Origin of the sequence: Chryseobacterium wanjuense (assembly GCF_900111495.1) — a bacterium.
Lineage (GTDB): Bacteria > Bacteroidota > Bacteroidia > Flavobacteriales > Weeksellaceae > Chryseobacterium > Chryseobacterium wanjuense.
Genome location: NZ_FOIU01000006.1, coordinates 21934 through 45457, shown reverse-complemented (window position 1 = coordinate 45457; position 23524 = coordinate 21934). Strand labels below are relative to the sequence as shown.

The 23524-nt window shown below is 36.4% G+C and carries 25 protein-coding genes; 13 read left to right on the top strand and 12 right to left on the bottom strand.

The window, feature by feature from the left end; translation table 11 throughout:
* Positions 1-63 precede the first annotated feature (63 nt).
* The 5 genes from murI to BMX24_RS20335 form a co-directional block, all read right to left on the bottom strand.
* On the bottom strand, positions 64-894 hold the full coding sequence (gene murI, locus BMX24_RS20355; RefSeq protein ID WP_089796185.1) for a glutamate racemase: 831 nt from the start codon (positions 892-894) through the stop codon (positions 64-66).
* A gap of 110 nt (positions 895-1004) precedes the next feature.
* Positions 1005-2129, bottom strand: a complete 1125-nt coding sequence (gene hemW / locus BMX24_RS20350; RefSeq protein WP_089796183.1) for a radical SAM family heme chaperone HemW — start codon at positions 2127-2129, stop codon at positions 1005-1007.
* Between the two features lie 50 nt (positions 2130-2179).
* Entirely contained in the window at positions 2180-3130 is a 951-nt protein-coding gene (locus BMX24_RS20345) for a PorP/SprF family type IX secretion system membrane protein (RefSeq protein ID WP_089796181.1), read from the bottom strand.
* Positions 3131-3181: 51 nt separating this feature from the next.
* Complete coding sequence (locus BMX24_RS20340; RefSeq protein ID WP_089796179.1) at positions 3182-4255, bottom strand: RluA family pseudouridine synthase; 1074 nt, start codon at positions 4253-4255, stop codon at positions 3182-3184.
* Positions 4256-4328: 73 nt separating this feature from the next.
* Entirely contained in the window at positions 4329-5432 is a 1104-nt protein-coding gene (locus tag BMX24_RS20335; protein ID WP_089796177.1) for a PASTA domain-containing protein, read from the bottom strand.
* Between the two features lie 154 nt (positions 5433-5586).
* Between BMX24_RS20335 and BMX24_RS20330 the strand changes: the two genes are divergently transcribed.
* The 3 genes from BMX24_RS20330 to BMX24_RS20320 all read left to right on the top strand — a co-directional run bounded on the left by BMX24_RS20330 (position 5587) and on the right by BMX24_RS20320 (position 7865).
* Entirely contained in the window at positions 5587-6573 is a 987-nt protein-coding gene (locus tag BMX24_RS20330) for a D-alanine--D-alanine ligase (protein WP_089796175.1), read from the top strand.
* A 92-nt stretch (positions 6574-6665) separates the two neighbouring features.
* Positions 6666-7136 carry a pantetheine-phosphate adenylyltransferase gene (coaD, locus tag BMX24_RS20325; protein WP_089796173.1) on the top strand — a complete coding sequence of 157 codons (471 nt, stop codon included), beginning with the start codon at positions 6666-6668 and terminating at the stop codon, positions 7134-7136.
* A gap of 96 nt (positions 7137-7232) precedes the next feature.
* Positions 7233-7865: a trimeric intracellular cation channel family protein gene (locus BMX24_RS20320; protein ID WP_089796171.1), complete on the top strand. Its 633-nt coding sequence runs from the start codon at positions 7233-7235 to the stop codon at positions 7863-7865.
* A 221-nt stretch (positions 7866-8086) separates the two neighbouring features.
* Here BMX24_RS20320 and BMX24_RS20315 read toward each other — a convergent pair whose 3' ends face one another.
* Complete coding sequence (locus BMX24_RS20315) at positions 8087-8656, bottom strand: hypothetical protein (protein WP_089796170.1); 570 nt, start codon at positions 8654-8656, stop codon at positions 8087-8089.
* Between the two features lie 105 nt (positions 8657-8761).
* Entirely contained in the window at positions 8762-9247 is a 486-nt protein-coding gene (locus tag BMX24_RS20310) for a dihydrofolate reductase (protein ID WP_089796168.1), read from the bottom strand.
* A 73-nt stretch (positions 9248-9320) separates the two neighbouring features.
* On the opposite strand from BMX24_RS20310, the gene BMX24_RS20305 reads away from it, so the two are divergent.
* From BMX24_RS20305 to BMX24_RS20280, 5 genes are all read left to right on the top strand, one after another.
* Positions 9321-9929: a LemA family protein gene (locus tag BMX24_RS20305; protein WP_089796166.1), complete on the top strand. Its 609-nt coding sequence runs from the start codon at positions 9321-9323 to the stop codon at positions 9927-9929.
* On the top strand, positions 9926-10357 hold the full coding sequence (locus tag BMX24_RS20300) for a TPM domain-containing protein (RefSeq protein WP_089796164.1): 432 nt from the start codon (positions 9926-9928) through the stop codon (positions 10355-10357). Before BMX24_RS20305 ends, BMX24_RS20300 begins: the two co-directional genes overlap by 4 nt.
* Positions 10338-11150: a TPM domain-containing protein gene (locus BMX24_RS20295; protein WP_089796162.1), complete on the top strand. Its 813-nt coding sequence runs from the start codon at positions 10338-10340 to the stop codon at positions 11148-11150. The genes BMX24_RS20300 and BMX24_RS20295 overlap by 20 nt, the downstream gene beginning before the upstream one ends.
* A 547-nt stretch (positions 11151-11697) precedes the next feature.
* Positions 11698-12219, top strand: coding sequence for an NAD(P)H-dependent oxidoreductase (locus BMX24_RS20285; RefSeq protein ID WP_089796158.1), 522 nt, complete (start codon positions 11698-11700; stop codon positions 12217-12219).
* A gap of 3 nt (positions 12220-12222) precedes the next feature.
* Positions 12223-14103: a monovalent cation:proton antiporter-2 (CPA2) family protein gene (locus BMX24_RS20280; RefSeq protein WP_089796156.1), complete on the top strand. Its 1881-nt coding sequence runs from the start codon at positions 12223-12225 to the stop codon at positions 14101-14103.
* On the opposite strand, the gene BMX24_RS20275 is transcribed toward BMX24_RS20280, so the two are convergent.
* Complete coding sequence (locus tag BMX24_RS20275) at positions 14104-14925, bottom strand: head GIN domain-containing protein (protein WP_089796155.1); 822 nt, start codon at positions 14923-14925, stop codon at positions 14104-14106.
* A gap of 167 nt (positions 14926-15092) precedes the next feature.
* Here BMX24_RS20275 and BMX24_RS20270 point away from each other — a divergent pair, with 167 nt between their 5' ends.
* Both BMX24_RS20270 and BMX24_RS20260 read left to right on the top strand, forming a co-directional pair.
* On the top strand, positions 15093-17234 hold the full coding sequence (locus BMX24_RS20270) for a M3 family metallopeptidase (protein WP_089796153.1): 2142 nt from the start codon (positions 15093-15095) through the stop codon (positions 17232-17234).
* A 294-nt stretch (positions 17235-17528) separates the two neighbouring features.
* Positions 17529-17906, top strand: a complete 378-nt coding sequence (locus BMX24_RS20260; protein ID WP_089796149.1) for a YchJ family protein — start codon at positions 17529-17531, stop codon at positions 17904-17906.
* 239 nt (positions 17907-18145) lie between these two features.
* Here the strand turns inward: BMX24_RS20260 and BMX24_RS20255 are convergent, their stop codons facing one another.
* Positions 18146-18646 carry an FKBP-type peptidyl-prolyl cis-trans isomerase gene (locus BMX24_RS20255; RefSeq protein WP_089796147.1) on the bottom strand — a complete coding sequence of 167 codons (501 nt, stop codon included), beginning with the start codon at positions 18644-18646 and terminating at the stop codon, positions 18146-18148.
* A gap of 363 nt (positions 18647-19009) precedes the next feature.
* On the opposite strand from BMX24_RS20255, the gene BMX24_RS20250 reads away from it, so the two are divergent.
* From BMX24_RS20250 to BMX24_RS20240, 3 genes are read left to right on the top strand one after another with little or no spacing between them, the layout of a single operon-like run.
* The gene (locus BMX24_RS20250; protein WP_089796145.1) at positions 19010-19714 is read left to right on the top strand and encodes a dioxygenase family protein; all 705 of its coding nucleotides are present in this window, start codon (positions 19010-19012) and stop codon (positions 19712-19714) included.
* A gap of 30 nt (positions 19715-19744) precedes the next feature.
* The gene (locus BMX24_RS20245) at positions 19745-20389 is read left to right on the top strand and encodes a pirin family protein (protein ID WP_089796143.1); all 645 of its coding nucleotides are present in this window, start codon (positions 19745-19747) and stop codon (positions 20387-20389) included.
* A gap of 40 nt (positions 20390-20429) precedes the next feature.
* Entirely contained in the window at positions 20430-20924 is a 495-nt protein-coding gene (locus BMX24_RS20240; protein ID WP_089796140.1) for a hypothetical protein, read from the top strand.
* Positions 20925-20952: 28 nt separating this feature from the next.
* Here the strand turns inward: BMX24_RS20240 and BMX24_RS20235 are convergent, their stop codons facing one another.
* The 3 genes from BMX24_RS20235 to BMX24_RS20225 all read right to left on the bottom strand — a co-directional run bounded on the left by BMX24_RS20235 (position 20953) and on the right by BMX24_RS20225 (position 23516).
* Positions 20953-21201 (bottom strand): VF530 family protein, encoded by a 249-nt coding sequence (locus BMX24_RS20235; RefSeq protein WP_089796138.1) that lies wholly within the window; start codon positions 21199-21201, stop codon positions 20953-20955.
* Between the two features lie 144 nt (positions 21202-21345).
* Positions 21346-22371 (bottom strand): LLM class flavin-dependent oxidoreductase, encoded by a 1026-nt coding sequence (locus tag BMX24_RS20230; RefSeq protein WP_089796137.1) that lies wholly within the window; start codon positions 22369-22371, stop codon positions 21346-21348.
* Between the two features lie 74 nt (positions 22372-22445).
* Positions 22446-23516 carry an acyltransferase family protein gene (locus tag BMX24_RS20225; RefSeq protein ID WP_089796135.1) on the bottom strand — a complete coding sequence of 357 codons (1071 nt, stop codon included), beginning with the start codon at positions 23514-23516 and terminating at the stop codon, positions 22446-22448.
* Positions 23517-23524 lie beyond the last annotated feature (8 nt).

The following is a 23524-nucleotide window of genomic DNA, read 5'->3' as shown; positions in this document are numbered from 1 at the left end:
ATATATCTTGTTGTTTTTTTACTGAATAAAAAAAGCTGCTTCTATACGAAACAGCTTTCTTTTTTATAATACTTTCAATTCTAAGTCAATTGTTTTTCCGAAGAATTTTTTTGAGATCTTTTCAAAATTTTTGGTCAAATCCGAAAGGTAAAAATGGTAATTCGGTTTTGGGTTGCTTTCATTCAGAAGATTGTATTTATCCAGAATAATCTTCAAATGATTGGCCACAATATTCGGGGAATCGATCACACGAACTCGGTTTCCGTAATACTGCTTGATTTCTTCAATTAATAGAGGATAATGCGTGCATCCCAGAATTAATGTTTCAATATTTTTTAATTTACTATTACTCAAATAATTATAAATAATCGCATGCGTAATCGGATGATTTTTAAAACCTTCTTCAATCGCAGGAACCAGCAGCGGAGTGGCCAATTCATCCACTTTGATCCACTTATTATGCTTACGGATACTTTTCTTATAAAGCCCGGAATTCACCGTAGCTTTTGTTGCAATCACGCCGACATTATTATGAATTTCATACGAAACCTTTTCCGCAACAGGATTGATCACGTCGATCACAGGAACTTTCCCTGCGACAGATTCCATGACTTCGTTCAAAGCATTTGCCGTGGCCGTATTACAGGCAACTACGATTGCTTTACAGTTTTGAGCCAACAAAAAGTTGGTAATTTTTGTAGAATATTCGATAATCGCTTCTTTGGATTTTTCACCGTAAGGAAGATGCTTTGTATCCCCAAAATAGATAAGATCTTCGTTGGGAAGAAGTCTCTTTATCTCTTTGGCTACCGTTAATCCCCCAACTCCACTATCAAAAATTCCGATAGGTTGCTTTGGTGAAAGATGCGAATAATTTTGCTTTTTAGTTTTCAAAATTAAGTTGAAATTTTATACAAAAATAGTGAAATTGTTGGATGCTGGAAGCTGGATGTTGGAAGTTTTTCACAAACCATTCTTCTAGCCTCTTACTTCTGGCTTCCAGCTTAAATAATAAACAAATCCGAAGCAATTCCATCCGCCATAAACCAATGCTTTTCCGGGATTTTCAGGTGATTGTTTTCAATAATTAAAATTTCTTCTTCTAATTTTGATTGAATTTCGTGCTGAAAATGTTCAAGAATCTGCTCATTAAACTTATTTTTCAGGCTATCGAGGTCGACACCCCAGATTGTTCTTAAGCCAATCATAATCATTTCATTAAACTGATCGTTACGGGAAAGAATTTCTTCTTCTTTAGCCAAAAGATTTGAATTTAATTTTTTAATGTATTGCTGATTATTGGCAACATTCCAGCTTCTGACATCAAAACCGTTGTAAGAATGTGCAGACGGGCCAATTCCCAGATATTCTTTATATTTCCAGTACGCAGAATTGTGCCTTGAATACATCCCGGGTTTCGCAAAATTGGAAACTTCATAATGTTCAAACCCATTATCTTTTAAGAAATCTGATAAATAGTAGAATTCTCTGTTCTGCTCCTCTTCTTTCGGGCTTTTTACTTTTCCTTTTGAAATCCAGTTTTCCAAAGCGGTTTTTGGCTCGACCGTAAGGGCATAAGAAGAAATATGCGGAACTTCAAGTGCAATGGTTTTGTTTAAATTCTCCTTCCAAATCTCTAAATTTGAGGTTGGCGAACCGTAAATTAAATCTATACTTAAATTTTCAAAACCAAAATCCTGAGCTCTTTTGATAGAACCTTCGGCTTCCGAGGCATTGTGAGCACGATTCATTAATTTTAAATCTTCATCAAAAAAACTTTGTGTCCCGATGGAAAGACGATTTACCGGGGAATCTGACAATCCTTTCAAAAAATTTTTATCCAAATCATCCGGATTGGCTTCCAAAGTGATCTCAATATCTTTTTCAAAGCTGAAATATTTTAAAACTTCATCAATTAAAGAATGGATTTCGTCAGGAGAAAGGATCGAGGGAGTTCCCCCGCCAAAGTAAAGAGACTGTAAATTTTTGTTTTGAAGCTCATCTTTTCGCAAAAAAATTTCCTTCTTCATAGCAGCAAGCATTTCATCCTTAAAGTTTAAAGATGTTGAAAAATGAAAATTGCAATAGCTGCATTTTTGCTTACAAAACGGAATGTGAATGTAGATCATAAAAAAAGCTCTGAAAAATTCAGAGCTCAAATTTATTTAAATTAAATTGATTAATATCTATAACCTCTGTGATTAATGAAGTTATCGAAGTTATATCCTAATCCGATCATGAAGCTGTTTCCTCCATATTCCTGGATATCAGATAATCCTAAGTTGTAAGTAGCTCCAATCATGAATTTGTTGAATCTTACTTTTACAACCGGTGCAATCTGCAATTGCTGGCTGTCGAATCTGTTCTGAACAGATCTGTAGCTCACCCCGAAAGAGAATGAATTAATATCATTAAAGAACGTACCCATTAAGTTATAATCGATTGTTCTTGTAGAGTTCGTATTTAGGTTGATCAAAGCTGAAGGCGTGAAATAGATATTATCTCCTACATGCCAGTCATATCCTAAGTTTAAGAAGAATTTGATTGGAGAAGGCTCACGTCCGTTTACGATCGCTTCGTCGTTGGTAAGAGCAATATCATTTACAGAAACTCCTGCGAAGATATTTTTGTACGTAGCCTGTGCCCCAAAATTAGCATAAGCCATGAAGATATTACTTTCACTACCCTGCAATAATGGATCTGAAGCGTCCTGCGTATTAATTTTTGAATAATCAAAATTCATATTATAGAAGCTCACACTTGTACCGAAAGAGAACTGGTCTTTTCTGTCTCCTTCGCTGCTAAGAGGAATAAAATATGAAGCACCAGCTGTAATACCACCCGCAGAAATTGGCCCGTTGCTATCTCTGAATACAGAGATACCTGCTCCTACTCTATCAAAAATATTCGCGTTCATCCCAATAGATTGTACATTTGGGGATTCACTGAACTTCGAAAATTGCTGTTGATAGTTAAGATTAAGCTGCACATAGTCTGTTTTTCCGTATTGTGCTGGGTTGAACAGAAACTCACCATCCAAAAGGTATTGTTGATAGTATGGTAATGTTTCTTGTGCTTTGTATGCATTTGACAAAAGAGCTAAACATACGATAGCATATAGTTTTCTCATAACAAATCTTGATTTCAATTCAACAAATATAAAAAAATTCTCAATATATTTTTAGTTTTCTAAATAATTTCTCCATTTTTTTACGGCATCCGCCATATCTTTCGGCATTGGGCTTTCAAAATATAATTCTTTCTTGGTCGTAGGATGTATAAATCCTAAAGTATGAGCATGGAGTGCATGTCTTGGTAAAATTTCAAAAACATTTTTTATAAACTGCTTATACTTAGGAAGATTCACTCCTCGCAAAGGGGTATGCCCTTCGTATCTTTCATCATTAAATAAGGTATGACCGATATGTTTGAAGTGTGCCCTGATCTGGTGAGTTCTTCCCGTTTCAAGTTTACACTCTACCCACGTCATATATTTAAATCTTTCTAAAACTTTATAATGGGTCACCGCATGCTTCCCCTGGCTGCCGTCTTCATAAGTGTGCATCTGCATCCTGTTTTTAGGATGACGCCCGATATGGCCTCTTATGGTGCCTTCATCGTCCTGTACGTTCCCCCAAACAAAAGCCCAATACAATCTTTTTGTTTTTCTGTCGAAAAATTGTTTTGCTAAAAAGCTTAAAGCGTACTCATTTTTAGCAATGACCAATAATCCTGAAGTATCTTTATCAATTCGATGCACCAATCCTACTCTGTCGAGATCGGTTTTTTCACCGTTTTGCTCGAAGTGATACGCCAAAGCATTCACCAGAGTTCCGTCCCAATTTCCGAATCCCGGATGTACGACCATTCCAGGGTCTTTATCAACAACGACTAAATCATCATCTTCGTATATAATATTAATAGGAATATTCTGAGGGATGATCACATTCTCTCGTGGAGGATGCGCCAACAGTACAGAAACCTGATCTCCTGGCTTTACACGATAATTTTGCTTAACAGGAATTCCGTTGACGATAACATTTCCCGCACGGCAAGTCTGTGAAATTTTATTTCTCGAAGAATTCTGGCGGTAGATCAATAAAAACTTATCGATCCTCAGTGGTTCCTGATTCTTATCAACAGTGATATTGAGATGCTCATACAACCCTTTATTTTCCTCATCAATATCGATATTATCAATACTGTTTTGGTCTAATAATTCTTCATCCAAAAAATCTTCGTTATCTTCTGCCATTGTTTTATTTTTTATACAAAAAGCTTCAACATAATGAAAGTTGAAGCCTGTATTTTTCTTAATAATGAGTGTATTATTCTACGACTACTTTTTTAGCTTTTGGTTTTTCTGCCGGCTTTTGTGTTGTTGTGACAGTTTTACCGCCCGTAGCAGCATTATTTCCGGAAGTAGCTCCAGAGTTGGTCGTCTTCGGTTTATTTTCCGTTCCTGAAACCGTTGGTTTTGCCGTTCCCGTTTTTGATGCATCCGGCTTCACAGCATCTGCTGGTTTCGGAATATCTCTTTTCGGAGCCGGTACCGCAGGAGGCTGCGCGTCATAGTTTGGTTCCTGGTGAGCAGGAATTTCATGATATTCTATCGGCGGCAATCCTGTGTCTACTTTCATTCTATAGATAGAGTTCAGCTGTTCTATTTTTGCACTCAGCTCAGCAGGCGTTTTCTTACTTGCCCAGAGGTCTATCTGCATTCCCTGATCCCGGACATCTCCGGCTGCAGGATCCTGATAATAAATAATATCAGATTCGTCCTTACCTCCGTCTTCATGCTCTACAAGCCCCACTTCAAACATACTTTTTGCAATGACTGCCCTTGCTTCTTTCACCGTTAATCCTACCACATTAGGAATCGCAATATTTCTCATCGGCCCTGAACCTATCACAACATCTACCACAGAAAATCTCGGAAGTTTAGTTTTAGATTTTACGGCTGTACCTTTATATAAGATTCTTAAAACAGCATCTTTCTGAATACTCGGTTCGAAAATCGTATCTCCTACTTTCAATCCTACCTGCTCCAGTCTCTGGAAAGCAAGACCTGAATATTTATTAATAACATCAGGAACTTCCACTCTGGCCCATGTTCTAGGATTTACTTTCAGCTGGATAGCCCTTCCGTCTTTTACACGCGAACCCGGCGCAGGATATACCTGCAATACCTGAAAAGGTCTATATTTTGGATCATACTTAAAACTATCCACTTCATATTCCAGCCCTGCATCATCTAATATTTTGATGGCTTCCTGTACAGATTTATTTACAATATTAGGAACTGGAATTTCCTGACCGTGATTAGTATGATATTCTAACCAACGAAATGTAAGCCAAACCAACCCCACAAAAACACCGATGGCTACAACTAAGTTCAGTAAAACTTTCCAATTGAAAAGTGATTTAAGCATACTTAAAATTACTATAATTAGACAGCAAATATAACTAATAATTTTAGAATGTGCTTTTTATTTAACACATTTCATTTTCAATTTTAAAAATTATGAATTTCCCGTATTGCATTGCATAAAATCATTAAATTTGCCTTAATTGATACTTATGGTTATGAGCAAAAAAAGTGTTGCCGTAGTAATGGGAGGGTATTCTGACGAATACGTTGTATCATTAAAAAGCGGACAATTAATTTACGATTCTTTAGACAGAGATCTTTATGACGTATATAAAGTGGTTATCCTTAAAGATGAATGGTATTTTTTAGGAGAAAACGACAAAAAATATGAAATCAGCAAAGGTGATTTTTCGGTCACATTAGATAATAATGAAACCTTGAAATTTGATGTATGTTTCAATATTATCCATGGAACACCAGGTGAAAATGGCATTCTGCAGGCATATTGGGACGCTATCGGACAAAAATATACCGGCTGCGATTTTTATCAAAGTGCTTTAACGTTCAATAAAAAAGATACATTGGCCGTATTATCAAAATATGGAATTCCTTCTGCAAAAAGTGTTTATTTAAGAAAAGGAGAAGAAATTAATGTTGATGAAATTGTAGAAACGCTGGGGCTTCCTGTCTTTGTAAAACCTAATCAATCCGGCTCTTCACTGGGAATTTCCAAGGTTAAAGAAAAATCTGAATTAATTGCTGCCACTGAAGTTGCTTTTAAAGAAGATGATGAAATTTTAATTGAAAGTTTTCTCAACGGAATGGAAGTTTCTGTCGGAGTGATCGATTATAAAGGAGAAACCATCGTTTTGGGCATCACGGAAATAGTTCCTAAAAATGAATTTTTCGATTATGAAGCCAAATATGAAGGAGCTTCGGAAGAAATTACCCCTGCAAGAATCGACGACGAGACAAGAATCCGTGTGGAAGAAATCTCAAAAAGAGCGTACAATTCTCTGGGAATGAGCGGTTTTTCAAGAAGTGAATTTATCTTAATGGATGGCATTCCTTATATGCTGGAAATGAACACAAATCCGGGATTCTCACCCGCAAGTATTCTTCCGCAACAGGCAAAAATCTACGGAATATCTATCAAAGACCTTTGTGGAAACGAGGTTGAAAAAGCTTTAAACAAAAAATAAGAGGATGGAAGATTGAGGCTGGAAGATGGAAGTTAATCACTCAAACTTTTAACCTCATCATTTATAACTCATAACTTATAACTTTTATACGCATGAAAATTGCTGTTTTTCCGGGATCATTCGATCCTATCACTTTAGGGCATTATGATATTATAGAAAGAGCGGCTCCGCTTTTTGATAAATTAATTATAGCGATCGGACAGAATTCTCAAAAGAAATATATGTTTCCGCTGGAAAAAAGAATGGAATTCATTCAAAATTCCGTCGCCGAATTTCCCAATGTGGAAGTCGATTATTTTGAAGGCTTAACGGTGGATTACTGTTTTGAAAAAAATGCCCAGTACATCCTGAGAGGACTAAGAAATCCTGCCGATTTTGAATTTGAAAAAGCTATTGCACATACCAACAGGACTTTAGCTCATAAAAAATTAGAAACCGTTTTTTTACTGACCTCATCCGGAAAATCTTTCATCAGCAGCAGCATTGTGCGGGAAATTATCAACCACGGCGGGGAATATGAATTGCTGGTACCGGATTCGGTGAGGGTAGAAAGAAAAAAGTAATAATAATTCAATAAGTTTTTAATGATAGTTGAAGAATGGTAGAAAATTTGTTTAAAGAGAAATCATTCATCAATTGTCATTTATTTTTTATAAACCATGCACGAGCAGTTCAATTTTCTCATAGAAGTACTCGGTACGATTTCCTTTTCGATGTCGGGAAGCTTTGCTGCGATGCAGAAACGTCTTGATCCGTTCGGAGTGCTTATTATTGCCTTTGTTACATCTGTTGGCGGCGGAACTGTAAGAGATTTATTACTGGATATTCCGGTTTTCTGGATGCATGATCTTTTGACCTGTGCCTTGATTATCCTCACCAGTATTTTCACGATGATTTTTAAATCTTTCGAAAAAAATGTCAGGGTAACTTTATTTATTTTTGATAGTTTCGGACTGGGATTGTTTACCATCATCGGAGTCCAAAAAGGATTGAATGCAGATATCCACCCTTTGATATGCATTGGCTTGGGCACCATTACCGGTTGTTTCGGAGGTATTATCCGGGACATTTTACTTAATAGAATTCCTTTGATTTTCAGGAAAGAAATTTATGCTACCGCCTGTATTGTGGGTGGTTCAGCTTTTTTATTATTAACAAAGTTTACCACACTTTCCTTTACAATCATCCAGATTTTTACAATTTTATTAATTGTTACAATAAGAACATTAGCCGTAAAATATCATTGGCAGATCCCGAAATTTTATGGGTATAATAATGATGGGGAAATGTGATATTTTGATCTAAATCCTTCGACTGCTTCGCGCTCAGGATGACACTGGCAAACTCTTCCGCATAATGGAAACTTTTTAGTATTAGCGATGTCATCCTGAACGCGAAGCAGTCGAAGAATCTAATGCACTAAAAACCATTAATATTAAAACAAAAAAAGCACCTAAAAATTAGGCGCTCTATTTTATAAATTCGATTCCGAAAAACCCGGAACTCGCATCTCTTAAAAGAATTTTCCTCTGTTTCTCATATTCGGGTTATGCATATGCTTCTGCATAGAAGGCATTTTCAACTGGTCTTTCATCATCTTGATCTGATCTGCCATCATTCCTGCACTGTCCAGTCTTTTCGCTTCTTCCAATAATTTTTGCCCCTCCTGTTTTCTTCCTTTAGAAATCGCTGCTGCAGCAAGATTCAGGGTTGCCATTGCTCTGTCGTGCTTCATATTCAAACCATACTCCAATGCTTTTTTCATGAAAGGCTCCACTTTTGCAGGGTGATCCTGAGCTTGTGTCAATCCCATCAGATAATGGAAATATCCATATTGAGACTTATGAAGCTGAGCTTGGTAGTTTGTAATATTATTCAGCCAAACGGCTGCTTTTTCCATATTTTGTTTTCTCAACTGCCAGAAAGCCAAAAGAATATATTCATTTTTAAAGAAAAGTAAAATCGGCGAAGATGCAAGCAGAGTAATCACAATGCCCCACCCAAGATTTCTTGTAAAAAACATCATATAAAGCCCTAAAAGTATAAGAACCGCCGCAATTACAATTTTTATGTACTTATTCATTATTAAATTTTAGAAGTGCAAAGATAAGAAATTTAAGATTCAGAGTTTAGGGTTATGGGATTAAAGTTTAGGGTAATGAAAACTTTAAACGCTAAACTTAGAACTCTAAACTCTTTCATATGTCTGAAAGCAGAAATCGTATTGATTTTTCTCGTCTTTTTCATGACAAACCTCGTTTACCTTTTTCCAGACTTTTTCATTAATTTTCGGGAAGAAAGTATCGGCTTCAAGATCAGCTTTCACTAAAGTAACTTCAAGTCGGTCAACCACATCCATGGTCTGCTCATAAATATTTCCACCACCGATAATGAAAACTTCTTCATCGATTTTTTTTGCAAATTTTACAGCTTCTTTAATGCTTCCGACGATCAGGATGCCTTCCTCAAACCAGTCTTTTTGTCGCGACACTACAATATTGGTACGGTTGGGAAGTGGTTTCCCGATGCTTTCATATGTTTTTCTTCCCATGATCACCGGATGTCCCGAAGTGATATCTTTAAAGTGTTTCAAATCTTTTGGAAGATGCCAAAGTAACTGATTTTCAAAACCAATTTCGTTCTTTTCTCCCATTGCCACCACTATTGTTGTCATTAAAATTATTTTTTACAAAATTAGCACATAATTTGTATATTTGATTAGCACAAAAAATTTAAAAAAATAAACTATGAAAAACAAGGGCTGTCTGAGCGCCGGAACCATCGGTATTGCTCTTCTTATTATTGTTGCAGTATTATTCTTCTGGGGTAAAAGCGGCTATAATAGCTTTGTGACGAAAGAACAAAACGTAAATACAAAATGGTCTAATGTAGAGACTGTCTATCAGAAAAGAGCCAATCTTATTCCGAATTTGGAAAGAACGGTAAAATCTTATTCTAAATTTGAGCAGGAAACATTAACAAAAGTAATCGAGGCTCGTTCTAAGGCAACTTCTATCAATGTAGATCCTACAAATATGACGGAGCAGGATTTGGCAAAATTCCAGGCTGCGCAGGGAGAATTATCCGGAGCGTTAAGCAGATTGATGGCGGTTGTTGAACAATATCCGAACTTAAAAGCAGATCAGCAGTACATCAATTTCCAAAGAGAATATACTGCCATTGAAAACAGCATCAGAACAGAAACTGTTTATTACAACGCAGCCGCTCAGGATTACAATACATCGATCAAAACTTTCCCGAATAATATTCTGGCGAATTTTACCAACTTTAAAGAAAAACCTTATTTCAAAGCAGACGCAGGAGCTCAAAAAGCACCTGATGCATTCTCAGAATAATGAGCAAATTCTTGACAAATCAGCAGATAGCTTCCCTCGTGGAAGCTATTCAGTCAGCAGAGCAACATTCTACCGGTGAGATCAGAGTGCATATCGACTCGAATACTGAAGATGATAATGCTAAAATTGCATTTAAAGTTTTCGAAGAATTGTGCATGAACAAAACGGCAGAAAGAAATGCGGTGCTTTTTCATGTGAATTTTGAACAAAAATACCTTACCATCATTGGTGATACGGGGATTCATGAGAAAGTTCATCAGTCGTATTGGGATCATCTGCACGACTACATTACGTCTGAATTTGCCAAAGGAAATTATTATAAAGCTTTAAAAAGCGCGATTCTGGAAACAGGATTAGAATTAAAAAAACATTTTCCTGTAACAGGAGAAAACCACAACGAACTTCCTAATGAAATTACGTTCTCTTAAAATAGTATTTTCATTTTTACTGATTTGCTTTTACAATTTTGTATCAGCACAATACACTGTTCCTGAAAAACCGAAGATTCTTTATCCCGTTTACGATGAAGCCAATCTATTGAGCCAGCAGGAAAAAGATGATCTTAATAAAAAGCTGATCGCTTTCGCAGATTCTACCTCAACGGAAATTGAAGTAGTGATTATCCCTTCTACCAAAGGTGAAGACGTGAATTTTCTGGCTACAATGTTCGGTGAAAAATGGGGAATCGGTAAAAAAAATGTTGACAATGGGGTTGTTTTTTTAATAGCCACAGAAGATCACACCATGTCTATCCAACAAGGACGGGCGGTTGAGCAATATTTAACAGCATCCGTTGCAGGCCAGATTTTAGATTATATCGTTACACCCCATTTCAAACAGGGCGAATGGTACGAAGGAATCAATCGTGGTACTTCAGCGATCATGGAAGCTGTTCAGGGGAAATTCAAACCTTTAAATAATGAAGAAAGCGGCGGTGACGGAAGTGTATTTAAAATCCTTCTCATAGCGTTTGTTATTTTCATTATTATCGCTATTATGTTCGGAAACAGAGGTGGTGGAAAAGGCGGAGGAAATTACGACGACGATGATGTTATCCTTTCCAAAAGAGGCCGTAGAAATTATCCGGGAGGCTTTTTCCCTTTCCCTGGCAGTTTCGGAGGCGGTGGCTTTGGCGGTGGCAGTTCCGGCGGTGGAGGCGGATTTGGAGGCTTCGGAGGTGGCGGAAGTTTCGGAGGCGGTGGAGCTTCGGGAGGATGGTAGGTTTTAAATTTTAATATTAATTATGAAATTTTCTTTTTCATCTATTATATTAAATTTAATGATAATATTTTTTTCAGTAAAAATAAATTTGTCAATTCTTCATGATTACTTGGCTTCAGACGGAAAAACACAAGCCTTACATTCATTTTTAGAATTAAAATATATATACAAATATTATTTATTAATAATCTCTTTGCTGTCATTAGCTTTTATAATTTTTGCTTACAGGAAAAAGGAAAACAAAGGAATTACATTTACAGCAATATTATCTTTATTCATCGGAATCGCATCTGTATTTTTAGAAATATGGAAATGGTTTATTTGAATTGAATCTATTCTATATAAAGATGCTTCGAGACCTCAGCATGACATTCCTAATACTAACAGTTTTTTATTGGATGTTTGTAGCGATGTCATACTGAGGCTCTCAAAGCATTTAACAATAATGATAAAAATTAATAACATTTTATATTAAAAATTATTAAAACACAGCAAAACACTATCGTTATTTCAAAAATTTTTCATTAATTTTACTGAAAACAGGTTTATGAAGAAGACGTTGGTAGTTTTTGCGCATCCTTATTTAGAGCACTCCAACTCGAATGTAGAGCTCGTTAATTTCTATGTTCGCCACCAGCATTTCACCCTTCGGGATCTGTATGAAGAATATCCGGATTTTCATATTGCCGCTTTTCGCGAAAGAAAAAGATTAAAAAATTATGACCGTTTTATTTTTCAGTTTCCATTGATATGGTTTGGAATCCCTCCGTTATTAAGGCTCTGGATCGACGAAGTTTTCGACAGAGACTGGCTGAAAGAAGGCCATAACAATCCTCTGGAAGGCAAAGAAGTCTATATCCTCGTCACCACCGGCGGAAAAGAAAGATCTTTCAGCAAAACCGGAACCTACAAGTTTACAGTGGAAGAACTCATCAGCGGACTGATCGTCTCTTTGAATGTTTTTAAAGCTAATATTAAAAACATCAAAGTTGTGTACGAAGCCAATAAATTGTCGAAAAAAGACATCATCTTGCATAAACAGGAATTTACAGAACTTCTCAACAAATAAAATATGGAATCCAGCTTGGCCATGAACACTCTTATTTTCTTAGGCGTTGCCATCATTATGGTTCCGCTGGCGAGAAAATTTGGACTGAGTTCTGTCATTGGATACATTATAGGAGGAATTCTTATTGGTCCATATGTTTTAAAATTAACCGGAAAAGACGTCGACGGCATCATGCACGCCAGTGAATTTGGAGTGATCATGCTTTTATTTTTGGTCGGTCTTGAGCTGGAACCCAGAAAATTCTGGGAAATGCGGAAGAAAATTATCGGACTGGGATTGACGCAAATGCTATTGACAATTTTTCTGCTTTTTTTGGTTTTCATCTGGGCCGGTTGGCGGATTGACAAAGCGATTGCGATTGCCATTTGTTTTGCCCTTTCATCCACGGCTATCGTTCTGCAGACCCTGCAGGAAAAAAATAACCTGAAAACATTAGCAGGTGAAGCTTCATTTTCAACACTTTTGTTTCAGGATATTGCGGTGATTCCTATTTTAGCGATTCTTCCGATTATTGCCAATTATAAAGCCAGACATCATGATAATGACATCCAGGTTCTCATCCAGACGCTTCCGGAGTGGATGCAGGCGGCAACCGTGATTTTAGGAGTGGTGATTTTAATTTTATTAGGACGATATGTTTTTGTTCCTTTTTTAAGATACGTTTCAAAATCAGGAATGTCTGAGCTTTTAACCGCTTCTTCCCTATTTCTCGTTATCGGAGTTTCCGAGCTGATGGTTGCCATCGGACTTTCTCCCGCTTTAGGAGCCTTCCTCGCGGGTGTTATGTTGGCCAATAGTGAGTTCCGGCATGAATTGGAAGCTCAAATCGACCCGTTTAAAGGGCTTTTGCTGGCTGTATTTTTCGTGAGTGTTGGCTCAACGATAAATTTCACGGTCATTCAAAAAGATCCGATATTTATTTTCAGTACTGTTTTTGCGGTTTTAATAATCAAATTTTTTGTGCTTTATGTCATCGGAAAATTTTTCAAAATCGATACTCCACAAAGCTTATTTTATGCTTTTGCTCTTTCGCAGGTGGGAGAATTTGCTTTTGTATTAATCAATTATGCATCAAGCCTTTACCTATTAAGCAAAGAACTGAATTCTCAAATGATGGCTGTCACCGCAATTACGATGTGTATCACTCCGCTTCTTTTAATTATTAATGATAAACTGATTACACCAAAATTCATAAAAGACGTTCCAGAAGGCGATCATGATTATAATATTCTCGACAGTAATGTTTCTCAAAAGAAAATCATTATCGTCGGTTTCGGACATTTCGGAAGTACGGTGGGAAGGCTTTTAAAGGCCAATAAAATCTCTGCAACGGTTTTGGACAGAGATTCGGATCGTGTGAAGCTATTGAGAAGCTATGGGTTTAAAGTATATTATGGTGATGCTACAAAACTACCTACATTAAGAGCTGCCGGAATTGAAGATGCGGAAATACTTGTTCTGTGTCTTGATGATACCGATGACAATAAATTCATTGCAGATCTAGTGCGTGAACATTATCCCACAGTGAAAATTTTTGTAAGAGCCAAAAACAGGATTGATGCCTATGATTATCTGAATAACGGAATTAATAATATTTATCGTGAAACGCTGGGAACAGCCGTGGAAATGGCAGTCGACGTCCTCCACGAAGCAGGAATGCGGAAATATGCAGCCCGCCGTCTCGGACAAAGATTTATGGCCATTGATAAGGCATCCATTAGAAAACTGGCCAAAACTAAGGATAAAGACGATGAAGTTCTTCTCTTTACCACAAAAGAAATCCTCCAACGAGAGGAGGAATTATTGGCTTATGATAATCTTAATTTTGATATTCTTCAATGGGAAGATTCCTCATCTGACGATGATGAGGAACCCGAAAATTAATTATCGAATACTTACGCTTCCGCCACTGTTTTCTTCTTTCGTTACGGAAGTTACGTTTCCTTTTTTGTAAACAGTCACGCTGCCTCCTGAAGAAGCTTCAGCTTTAATGGTCGAAGATGCACTGATATCGACACTCGCCCCGCTTGATGCTTCGGCATTTACGTTATCTGCAACCACATTGTTTGCAGAAATACTACTGCCCGATGAAGAGCTGATCTCAGCATTTTTTGCTTTTCCTGAAATGTCGATGCTTGCTGCAGAAGAGGCATCCACATCAAGATCTACAGCCCAGACTTTTCCAGTGAAATTGCTGCTGCTATCTGCCGAAATATTAAAATCATTCGCTTCAAGATCACCGGAAACCGATGCCGCACTTGAGACTTCGATATCTGTTTTATCCTGAACAAATTTATCTTTAACGGTAATTTTCGCCGCTGAATTAGCATTAATTTTTGAAAAATCTTTTGCAAAAATTTTCGCAGAAACATTGTGTGTGTTCATTACTCTGATTCCCGGCTTATAATGAATATGAAGCCTTCCGCCGCTATTGTCTACCAACACCTCATCAATAATATTTTCAGGAGCCGAAATCACAACTTTTTCAACGTCTGATTTTATAATTTCAGCATCAATAGCCTGAGAAACTTCAATTTCGTCAAAATCTCCCGATACTTCTTTCTGTCGTACCGGCCCGTGATCTGTATTCACAACTTTATCTACCCAGTTGCTATCTTTGTTATCATTATATTTCCTGTCGTGCTTCTCATTACACGAAGCTAGTAGTAAAAAGGCTGAAAAAATAAAAAGACTTTGTGATTTCATGTTACTTGTTTTACGTTTTGTTTATTATATACTTTAATAACAACTAATTTATAAAAAATATTACATCTGTTTTCAAAATTATATTAATGTCATTATAAAAGACCATAGAAGCGAATATATTTTTATCATAAGTTTTAATATCTTTATGCCTTATTAATAAATAATTTATGAAGAAAATTTCATCGGTATTATTAATTTCTGCATTAGCACTTAATCAATCCTGTACTACAATGAAAAAAACCGATATTCAGCAGGAAGTTCCTTCACCGGACGCTTCCCTTTCATCAAACCCTTTCATGAAGAAAAGTAAGCTTCAGTACGAAGCTCCTGAGTTTGATAAAATTAAAGATGAACATTTTAAACCTGCTTTTGATTTCGGATTAAAACAACACGACGCCGAAATTTTAAAAATTGCCAATAATCCGGAAGCTCCGACTTTCGAAAACACCATTGTCGCTTTGGAAAAAAGCGGTGAAGTCCTGAAAAGAGCAATGATTGTATTTTCCAATCTTACCAGTGCAAATACCAATCCTACTTTGCAGGCTTTAGATGAACAATATGCCCCGGTTTTTGCAGCGCATTCCGATAAAATGTACCTGAATGAAAATCTTTATAAAAGAATTAAAGCAATTTCCGATAAAGGCTTAGACTCCGAAAGCAAAAGACTTTTACAATATTATAAACAGAATTTTGAAATTGCAGGGGCCAATCTTTCTGCGGCCGACAAAGAAAAATTGAAACAGATCAATCAGGAGCTGGCTTCGCTTTCTACCCAATATTCTAATAAACTGCTTGAAGCAAGAAAACAAGGCGGGGTTTACTTCTCCGATGCAAAAGAATTAGACGGACTTTCCGCCGACGAAATCGCTGCAGCAGCAACCGATGCTAAAAATGCAGGCAAAGAAGGTCAATATCTTCTGGCTTTACAAAATACAACACAACAACCTCTTTTACAAAACCTTAAAAACAGGGCAACCAGAGAAAAGCTATTCAAGGCATCGTGGTTGAGAGCTGAAAAAGGTGACGGAAACGATACTAGAGAAACGATTGAAAAATTAGCCAAATTAAGACTTAAAAAAGCTCAGATTTTAGGTAAAAAAAGCTTCGCAGAGTGGAAACTGCAGGATCAGATGGCCAAAACGCCTGAAGCAGCAACTAAATTAATGAATCAGATCGCAACACCTGCCGTAGAAACAGCAAGACGTGAAGCTAAAGATATTCAGGATCTTATCGATCAGCAGAAAGGAGGTTTCCAGGTTGAGCCCTGGGACTGGAATTTTTATGCTGAACAGGTAAGAAAAGCAAAATTTGATTTAGATGAAAGTGAAATAAAACCTTATTTTGAAATCACAACAGTTTTGGAAAAAGGAGTTTTCTTCGCTGCCGAAAAATTTTATGGACTGACTTTCAAAAAGAGAACAGATCTTCCGGTGTATCATCCTGATGTGGTAACGTATGAAGTTTTCGATCATGACGGTAAATCCATTGCCATTTATTATCTGGATTTCTACACAAGAGATTCTAAAAACGGTGGAGCCTGGATGAGTAATTTCGTTGAGCAGTCTTACCTTTTAGGAACAAAACCTGTGATTGTAAACTGCTACAATTATCAGAAACCTGCTCCGGGAAAACCTTCATTAATCAGCTATGACGATGTTACAACGATTTTCCATGAGTTTGGTCACTCGATCCACGGGATGTTTGCAAGCCAGAAATACCCTTCCCTTTCCGGAACCAATGTACCGAGAGATTTTGTGGAATTCCCTTCACAGATTAACGAACACTGGGCTTTAGATCCTGTCGTTTTGAAAAATTATGCCCTTCATTACGAAACGAAACAACCGATTCCACAGGCTTTGGTTGATAAAATTAAAAAAGCAGCAACTTTTAACCAAGGATATATGACAACAGAGCTTGTTTCTGCTGCCGAACTGGATATGGATTGGCATACGGTAACGAATGAAAGTCAGTTGATTCCTGTATTGGATTTTGAAAAGCAATCATTAACCAAACACGGATTTACATTAGCAACCGTTCCTCCGAGATATCATACTCCTTATTTTGCACACATTTGGGGTGGTGGTTATTCTGCAGGATATTACGCTTATTTATGGTCTGAAACTTTGGATAACGACGCCTGGGAATGGATTTCAAAGAATGGTGGTCTTACGAGAGAAAACGGTGACCGTTTCAGAAAATATATTCTTTCTGTCGGAAATTCTGTTGATCTGAATCAGGCATTCAGAGATTTTACGGGACATGATCCGGATATTAAGCCTTTATTGAGAAACAGAGGTTTTATTAAATAAATTTTTAAAAGCATTCATTTTTTGGATGCTTTTTTTTTCAGTTAAACACGGATGGCACAAATGTTTTTTCACGAATAACACTATAATCTCTTGCGGATTTTGCAGATGATATAGATTAATTAAATACAAAAATCTGTGTAATCCGCGGGAAAAATTCATATAAGTTTTGGCTAAAGCCAAATTAGGATTATTATTTTATGTAAACGGGCTAAAGCCCGTTCCTATTGATTAGGATTTGTGTTATTGGTGAAAAAAATATTCGTGTAAATTTGTGTTTAAATAAAAAATCAAGAAATGAACTGTCCCTGCTGCTCAGGAAAATCCTACGAAGATTGCTGCAAACCTTATCACACCGGAGAAAAATATGCTCCAAACGCAGAAGCATTAATGCGTTCAAGATTTTCTGCATTTGCCATCCCGAATGGTGAATATCTGATGGAAACCACACTTCCGAGCAAAAGGAAATATCACAATAAAAAAGATATGCAGGAATGGGGCGAGATTAATGAATGGACAAAACTGGAAATTGTGAATAAACCAGCTCCCGATAAAGTTGAATTTAAGGCTTTTTACACTGATGAAGACGGTCAGAAACAGGTTCATCACGAATTATCAAAATTCAAAATGATTCAAAACCGATGGTTTTATGTGAGTGGGGAGTTTTTAGAATAAAATATTTTGTTGGATTTTCGCAAAGGTTCACGGTCTTTATACATTTGCATGCTTTAAGGCGCAAGGATTTTATCTTCGATAAAATTTTACATTACAGCTTTTTGAAAATCAAAGATTTTCAACTGATGTGTTCTTAAATATTTTTGAAGGCTTAAAACTTATGGGACTTATCTGTTAAAAAGCTTTTGCAACTTTAGAATAAAAAATGTCCGACAAAAATCGGACATTTATATGATATTTTAGTGAGCTTCGTTCCCGTCAATTCCGTGAGCATGGCCATGCGACAATTCTTCTTCTGTCGCCGGACGTGTATTTAAAATTTCCACCTGGAAATCTAAAACTTTCCCTGCCATTGGATGATTAAGATCTACCACTACAGCTTCCGGTGTTACTTCTACTACAAATGCCTGGAAATTATTCCCCTGATTATCAGATAAAGGTAAAATAGCTCCTACAGGTGGCGTTCCGGATTCATTAAACATGTCAAGCGGTAATTGCGCAATCGCATCCGGCTGTCTTTCACCGTAAGCTTCTTCCGGCTGAATCACAAAAGCAGCTTTATCACCAGCTTTCAGACCAAGGATATTTTGTTCAAACTTTGGAATCATCATTCCCATACCGTACAAAAATGTAAGTGGATTTTCTTCTGTTGTTTCTTCTACAAGAATCTTACTTCCATCTTCTTCGATCGTATGAAGTATATACTTTACAGCTACAACATGATTGTTTTCAATTGTCATATTTTTCTTTTTTTTCGTGATATTTTTTCACGATTACCTGCACAAATATACTATTTTTGAAATGATTGCATAAGAGAAAATTTCAAACAACCTTCAATTTTCATTTTCTGTTTTTGCTTTCATTTGGTTTTTAAAGCTTTTTTATATTTTTCCTTGACTTAACAATACAATAATTAAAAAACACTACAAATCAAGCATTTACACTGTTTTTAATTAACAATTACTTATCCTGATCACTTTTATTATTAACGTCAATTAATACCCTATTCCACTTTCATTCTGTCTGAGCTTAATAATTTTAAACATCCTTAAAGATGTCATTTTTTAGTTTTCATGAAACAAAAATTTTAAAAACAAAAAATTATGGACAGAAAAAATTTCTTAAAAAATCTTGGTCTGGCCGGAGTCACGGCTATTGCCGCACCAGTCTTGATCCGTTGCGAAAATGAAATTACAAGAGAGAATACAAACTGTAATCTTACCAATTATGATCTGGAAGGGCCATTTCCCACGAAAAGCCCATCGATCTTAGAACGTGTAAACATCATAGGAGACAGAATCGGTGTTCCTTTTGAAATTCACCTTACAGTTAAAAACAAAAATACCGAATGCTCCAATTTGCAGGGTGCTTTTGTTGATATCTGGCATTGCGATAAAGATGGATATTATTCGGAATACGGAGGAGGTGAGCTGCAGCCTGTAGATTATACACATTTGCATTTTCTGAGAGGAAGGCAAGTTACGAACACAAACGGAGAAGTAAAATTCACTTCCATATTTCCCGGATGGTACACGATAGGAGACATTACAAGAGCTACTCATTTGCATATTCATATCTACAATAGCAAAGGCAATTCGTTACTGGTTACCCAACTTGCATTTCCGGATGACCCCAACAGTGCTGTAGTAAAGGTGAATCAATCTCCTGGCTACAAAGGGATGAATGGCTATAGATACAACTCAGAAGACGATTTTTTCTACGACGGAGTATCTACCCAACTTTTGAATATTTCCGGAAACATTAATGAAGGCTATGTAGGTGCTATTACGCTCATTGTTTCAGCTTAAAGCTTTGATTTAATTATAAAATATAATGGTATGCTCACAAAAAATAATTCAACCATATTTAACTCCAATACGAGATCCTGGGACAAAACAGATTTTTTTATTATCAATGAAATAGAATTGCCGGACGAAGGTTTGAAGCTTAAAAAAGTTACCGAAATCATCATTAATGAAGGACAAACATTTTATCTGGATTATGAGGCAAATTCTCAGATTGTGGTTATTGTTCTTTATGGAAAAATAATCACAGATTCTTTACCGTACGAGATTCCTTCAGACCAGATGATTATTCTAAATCCTACTCAAAAGGACAGATTAAAAATAAAAAACGGTTTCCAGGATGAATGTGCAGATATTATCATTTTTGAAATAGACAATCAGAATAATGAAAGTTTTATCTGTTTGGAAGATTTAAATATTAAGAAAAAAAATGAATTAATTCCGCTCTCCGGAAGCTTGAACTTCCCAGCCTTTATCGGACTTTATGACGGAAGAAAAAAACAAAAATATGAATTGAAGCAAGAAAATAAATCCATTTTCGGAATCGTGATCAACGGAGCCTGCGAATTTCAGGACAGGCTCATGGAAACGCGGGACGCTATTCTTCTTTACGATCTTGACACCCTGGAATTTGAAGCGTTAAGTGAAAATTTATTGATTATTTTTCTTGAAGTTTAAATAAAAGAATTAATTACATCAATAATTAAACCCAATCATTATGGTTCAGATAAAACTCGCTTTCCGGATTGTCATTGACCAGGAATCTACAATGCTTTGGGACAAATATATTTTTGAAGACACCTATTTTGAATATAGAGTTCAGCATCAGGTATTTGACAATGAAAAAGAGCCTGTAGACAACTATTGGGAGCTTCTGGTCAAGAATCCCAATGCCGCAAAAATACCTTTTTTATTAAGTGCTGTCGTCTCGAATTATGTGGCTCAGCTCAATGGCAGTATTAAAAGCCTTCCCGATGTTTTGGGAACCACATTTTTTCCGATTGAGACTTTCAGGCTTGATCTTATCAGTTCCAATGTAACGGATGCATCCAAACACAAACTAGGGATCACATTTTACACTCCGATCCTTCAGCTTATTGATATTATTGACAATAAGTATCTCCTCAGTAAAAGCGAGGATACAGATCATCTGGAAACCTTTATGTTTGCTTTTCATCCTCAGATAGCTATTGCTTATTATCAAAATTCTTAATTTTTTAACTTAAAATAAAAACCGCAGATTAGTTCTGCGGTTTATTATTTTTCTTTTTCTGTCTTAAAACATATAAATATAAGCTTTCCACCTTTTCCCTCGCCCAGGGAGTTTTCCGTAAAAACTTCAGCGATGAGTTTATACTTGGATTGTCTGTGAAACAACGAATTTTAATCTGTTCGCCTAACTTTTCAAACCCATTATAATATTCTACCAGTTCCTCAAGAATGGCGTCTAATCTTTTCCCGTGAAGCGGATCTTTGGATGGTTGCTGCATGATGTTGTAAAGTTAAGGATTATTTTAATCATAACTTTCAGAGCACTCCACTGCATTCCGTTATTCGAAGTGACGACGTCCGGAAAGAAAAACATACTCGTCAGAAAAAATCTCCGCTGAAAAATTTTCAACGGAGGCTTTGTTTTATAGATTTTTAATTACCGGTTTTACTTCTTTCCCGAATAATTCAATAGATTTCATCATGATATCGTGAGAAGGATCACCCACATCCATATGTCCGATAAATCTTGTGATTCCGAAAATTTCTTTCAGATAAACAATTTTGTCTGCCACTTCCTTCGGATTTCCGATGAATAAAGCACCGTCTTTACTTCTTCCTCCTTCATACTGCATTTTTGTGAAAGGCGCCCAACCTCTCGAAGCACCGATTCTGTCTACCTGGGTTTTGTAATTGTCAAAATATCCATCAATAATATTCGGGTCATCGCTCACAAAAGTGTGTGAATGCACCGCAATCTGCATTTTTGAAACGTCGTGACCTGCTTTTTTATACTCTTGCTTATAAAATTCAATTAAATTTTTAAACTGAACCGGCATTCCTCCGATAATGGCCACCACCAAAGGCATTCCTAATTGTGCAGCACTTAAAACAGATTGAGGAGTTCCACCAACAGCCCTCCAGATAGATAATTTACCATCGTTTTTTGCTCTTGGATATACCGTCTGATTGTTCATCGGAGCACGAAGTTTCCCTGACCAGGTAACATTTTTTTCTGAATTGATCTTTAATAATAAATCTAATTTTTCATCAAAAAGCTCTTCATAATCATTCAAAGAGTAGCCGTATAATGGAAAAGATTCGATGAAACTTCCGCGACCGACGAAAATTTCCGTGCGACCGTCTGAAATCAAATCCAAAGTTGAAAAATCTTCATACACTTTTACCGGTTCGGATGAACTTAAAACCGTTACACCACTCGCCAATTTTATATTTTTCGTAATGCTTGCCGCCGCAGCCAGCACTATTTCAGGGGATGAAACCGCATAATCAGGACGGTGGTGTTCTCCCATCGCGAAAACATCAATTCCCACCTCATCCATGAATTTTACCTGTTCCAGAATTTCACGGATTTTCACTCCGGGATCTCTGTATTGTCCGGTTGTCTGGTCGAATGACAAATCGCCAAACATTCCTATTCCTAATTCCATATTGTTGATTTTATGTAAACAAAATTAGGCTAATAAAAAATCAGAAACATTGATGAATGATAAGAAAGGAAAGGTCAGTTTTTGAGTTTTAAAAATTGTTTTTCGAAAAGATGATAAGATAATGCTGAAAATATGACAGTGGAAACGAATGACAACAGAGTGATTACGATCCAGTTCATATCATATTTACTTCCGATTTTAATGAATAAACTTATACAGATCGTATGAATCAAATAAAGTCCGTACGTATATTTCCCTAATTTGGCTAAAATACTTTTATCGGAAATTTTAAATACATTTTTTTCGCCAAGCGTAAATAAAATTAATCCCGAAAAGAAAACACTGAAAAGAAGAGAACTTACTTTCAGATCCGGAATCAGATTCGTATTGGAAACGATTACAATAACGCCAATGATTGAAACAGCGTACAAATATTTATAAACAGCCGGAATCAGGCTCAATTTTTCAATAATATTTTTCTTAAAAACGAATAAATAAGCCGGTATCGCTCCAAAAGCGAAATAATGAATATTGGTAAAAAGATCCAGCGTATTAATCTCATATTTCTCATAAACAATCTGCATTATAAAAGAGAAAATAATACACCCCACCAGCAGTTTCGGAACATTTTTTAAAGAAATACAATAAAATGCCAATCCCCAGAAAATGTAAAAATGCTCTTCTACACAAAGCGACCAAATGACCGTCAATGGTGCCACATTCGGAAGCTGCCTGGTAAACATGGCCACGTAATTTTCCAGAAAGGTAAGGGTAAAAAACCAATTCGGCTGATATCCTTGATTGGAATAAGAAATATTAAAAAATCCCAGAATAAAAGGTGTACACATCGCGAAGATAACCATCGCATAATACAAAGGCCAGATTCTTAGAATTCTTCTTTTAAAAAACTTTTTTAACGGGATTTCCCCCTGATTATTAATTTTTTCAAGGATGAGAATATAAGTGATCAGAAAACCACTCAATACAAAGAAAAAAGAAACACCAATCCCCCCTTCATGAGAGAAATAGTAAAGCATACTATCTTCAGGAACGGGGGAATGGCGCAAGAAAACTAATAAAAAAGACAGAAACCTCAACGAGTCAAACGTATGAAAGTGTACTCTATCTATTTTTACAAAGTTCATTCTATATT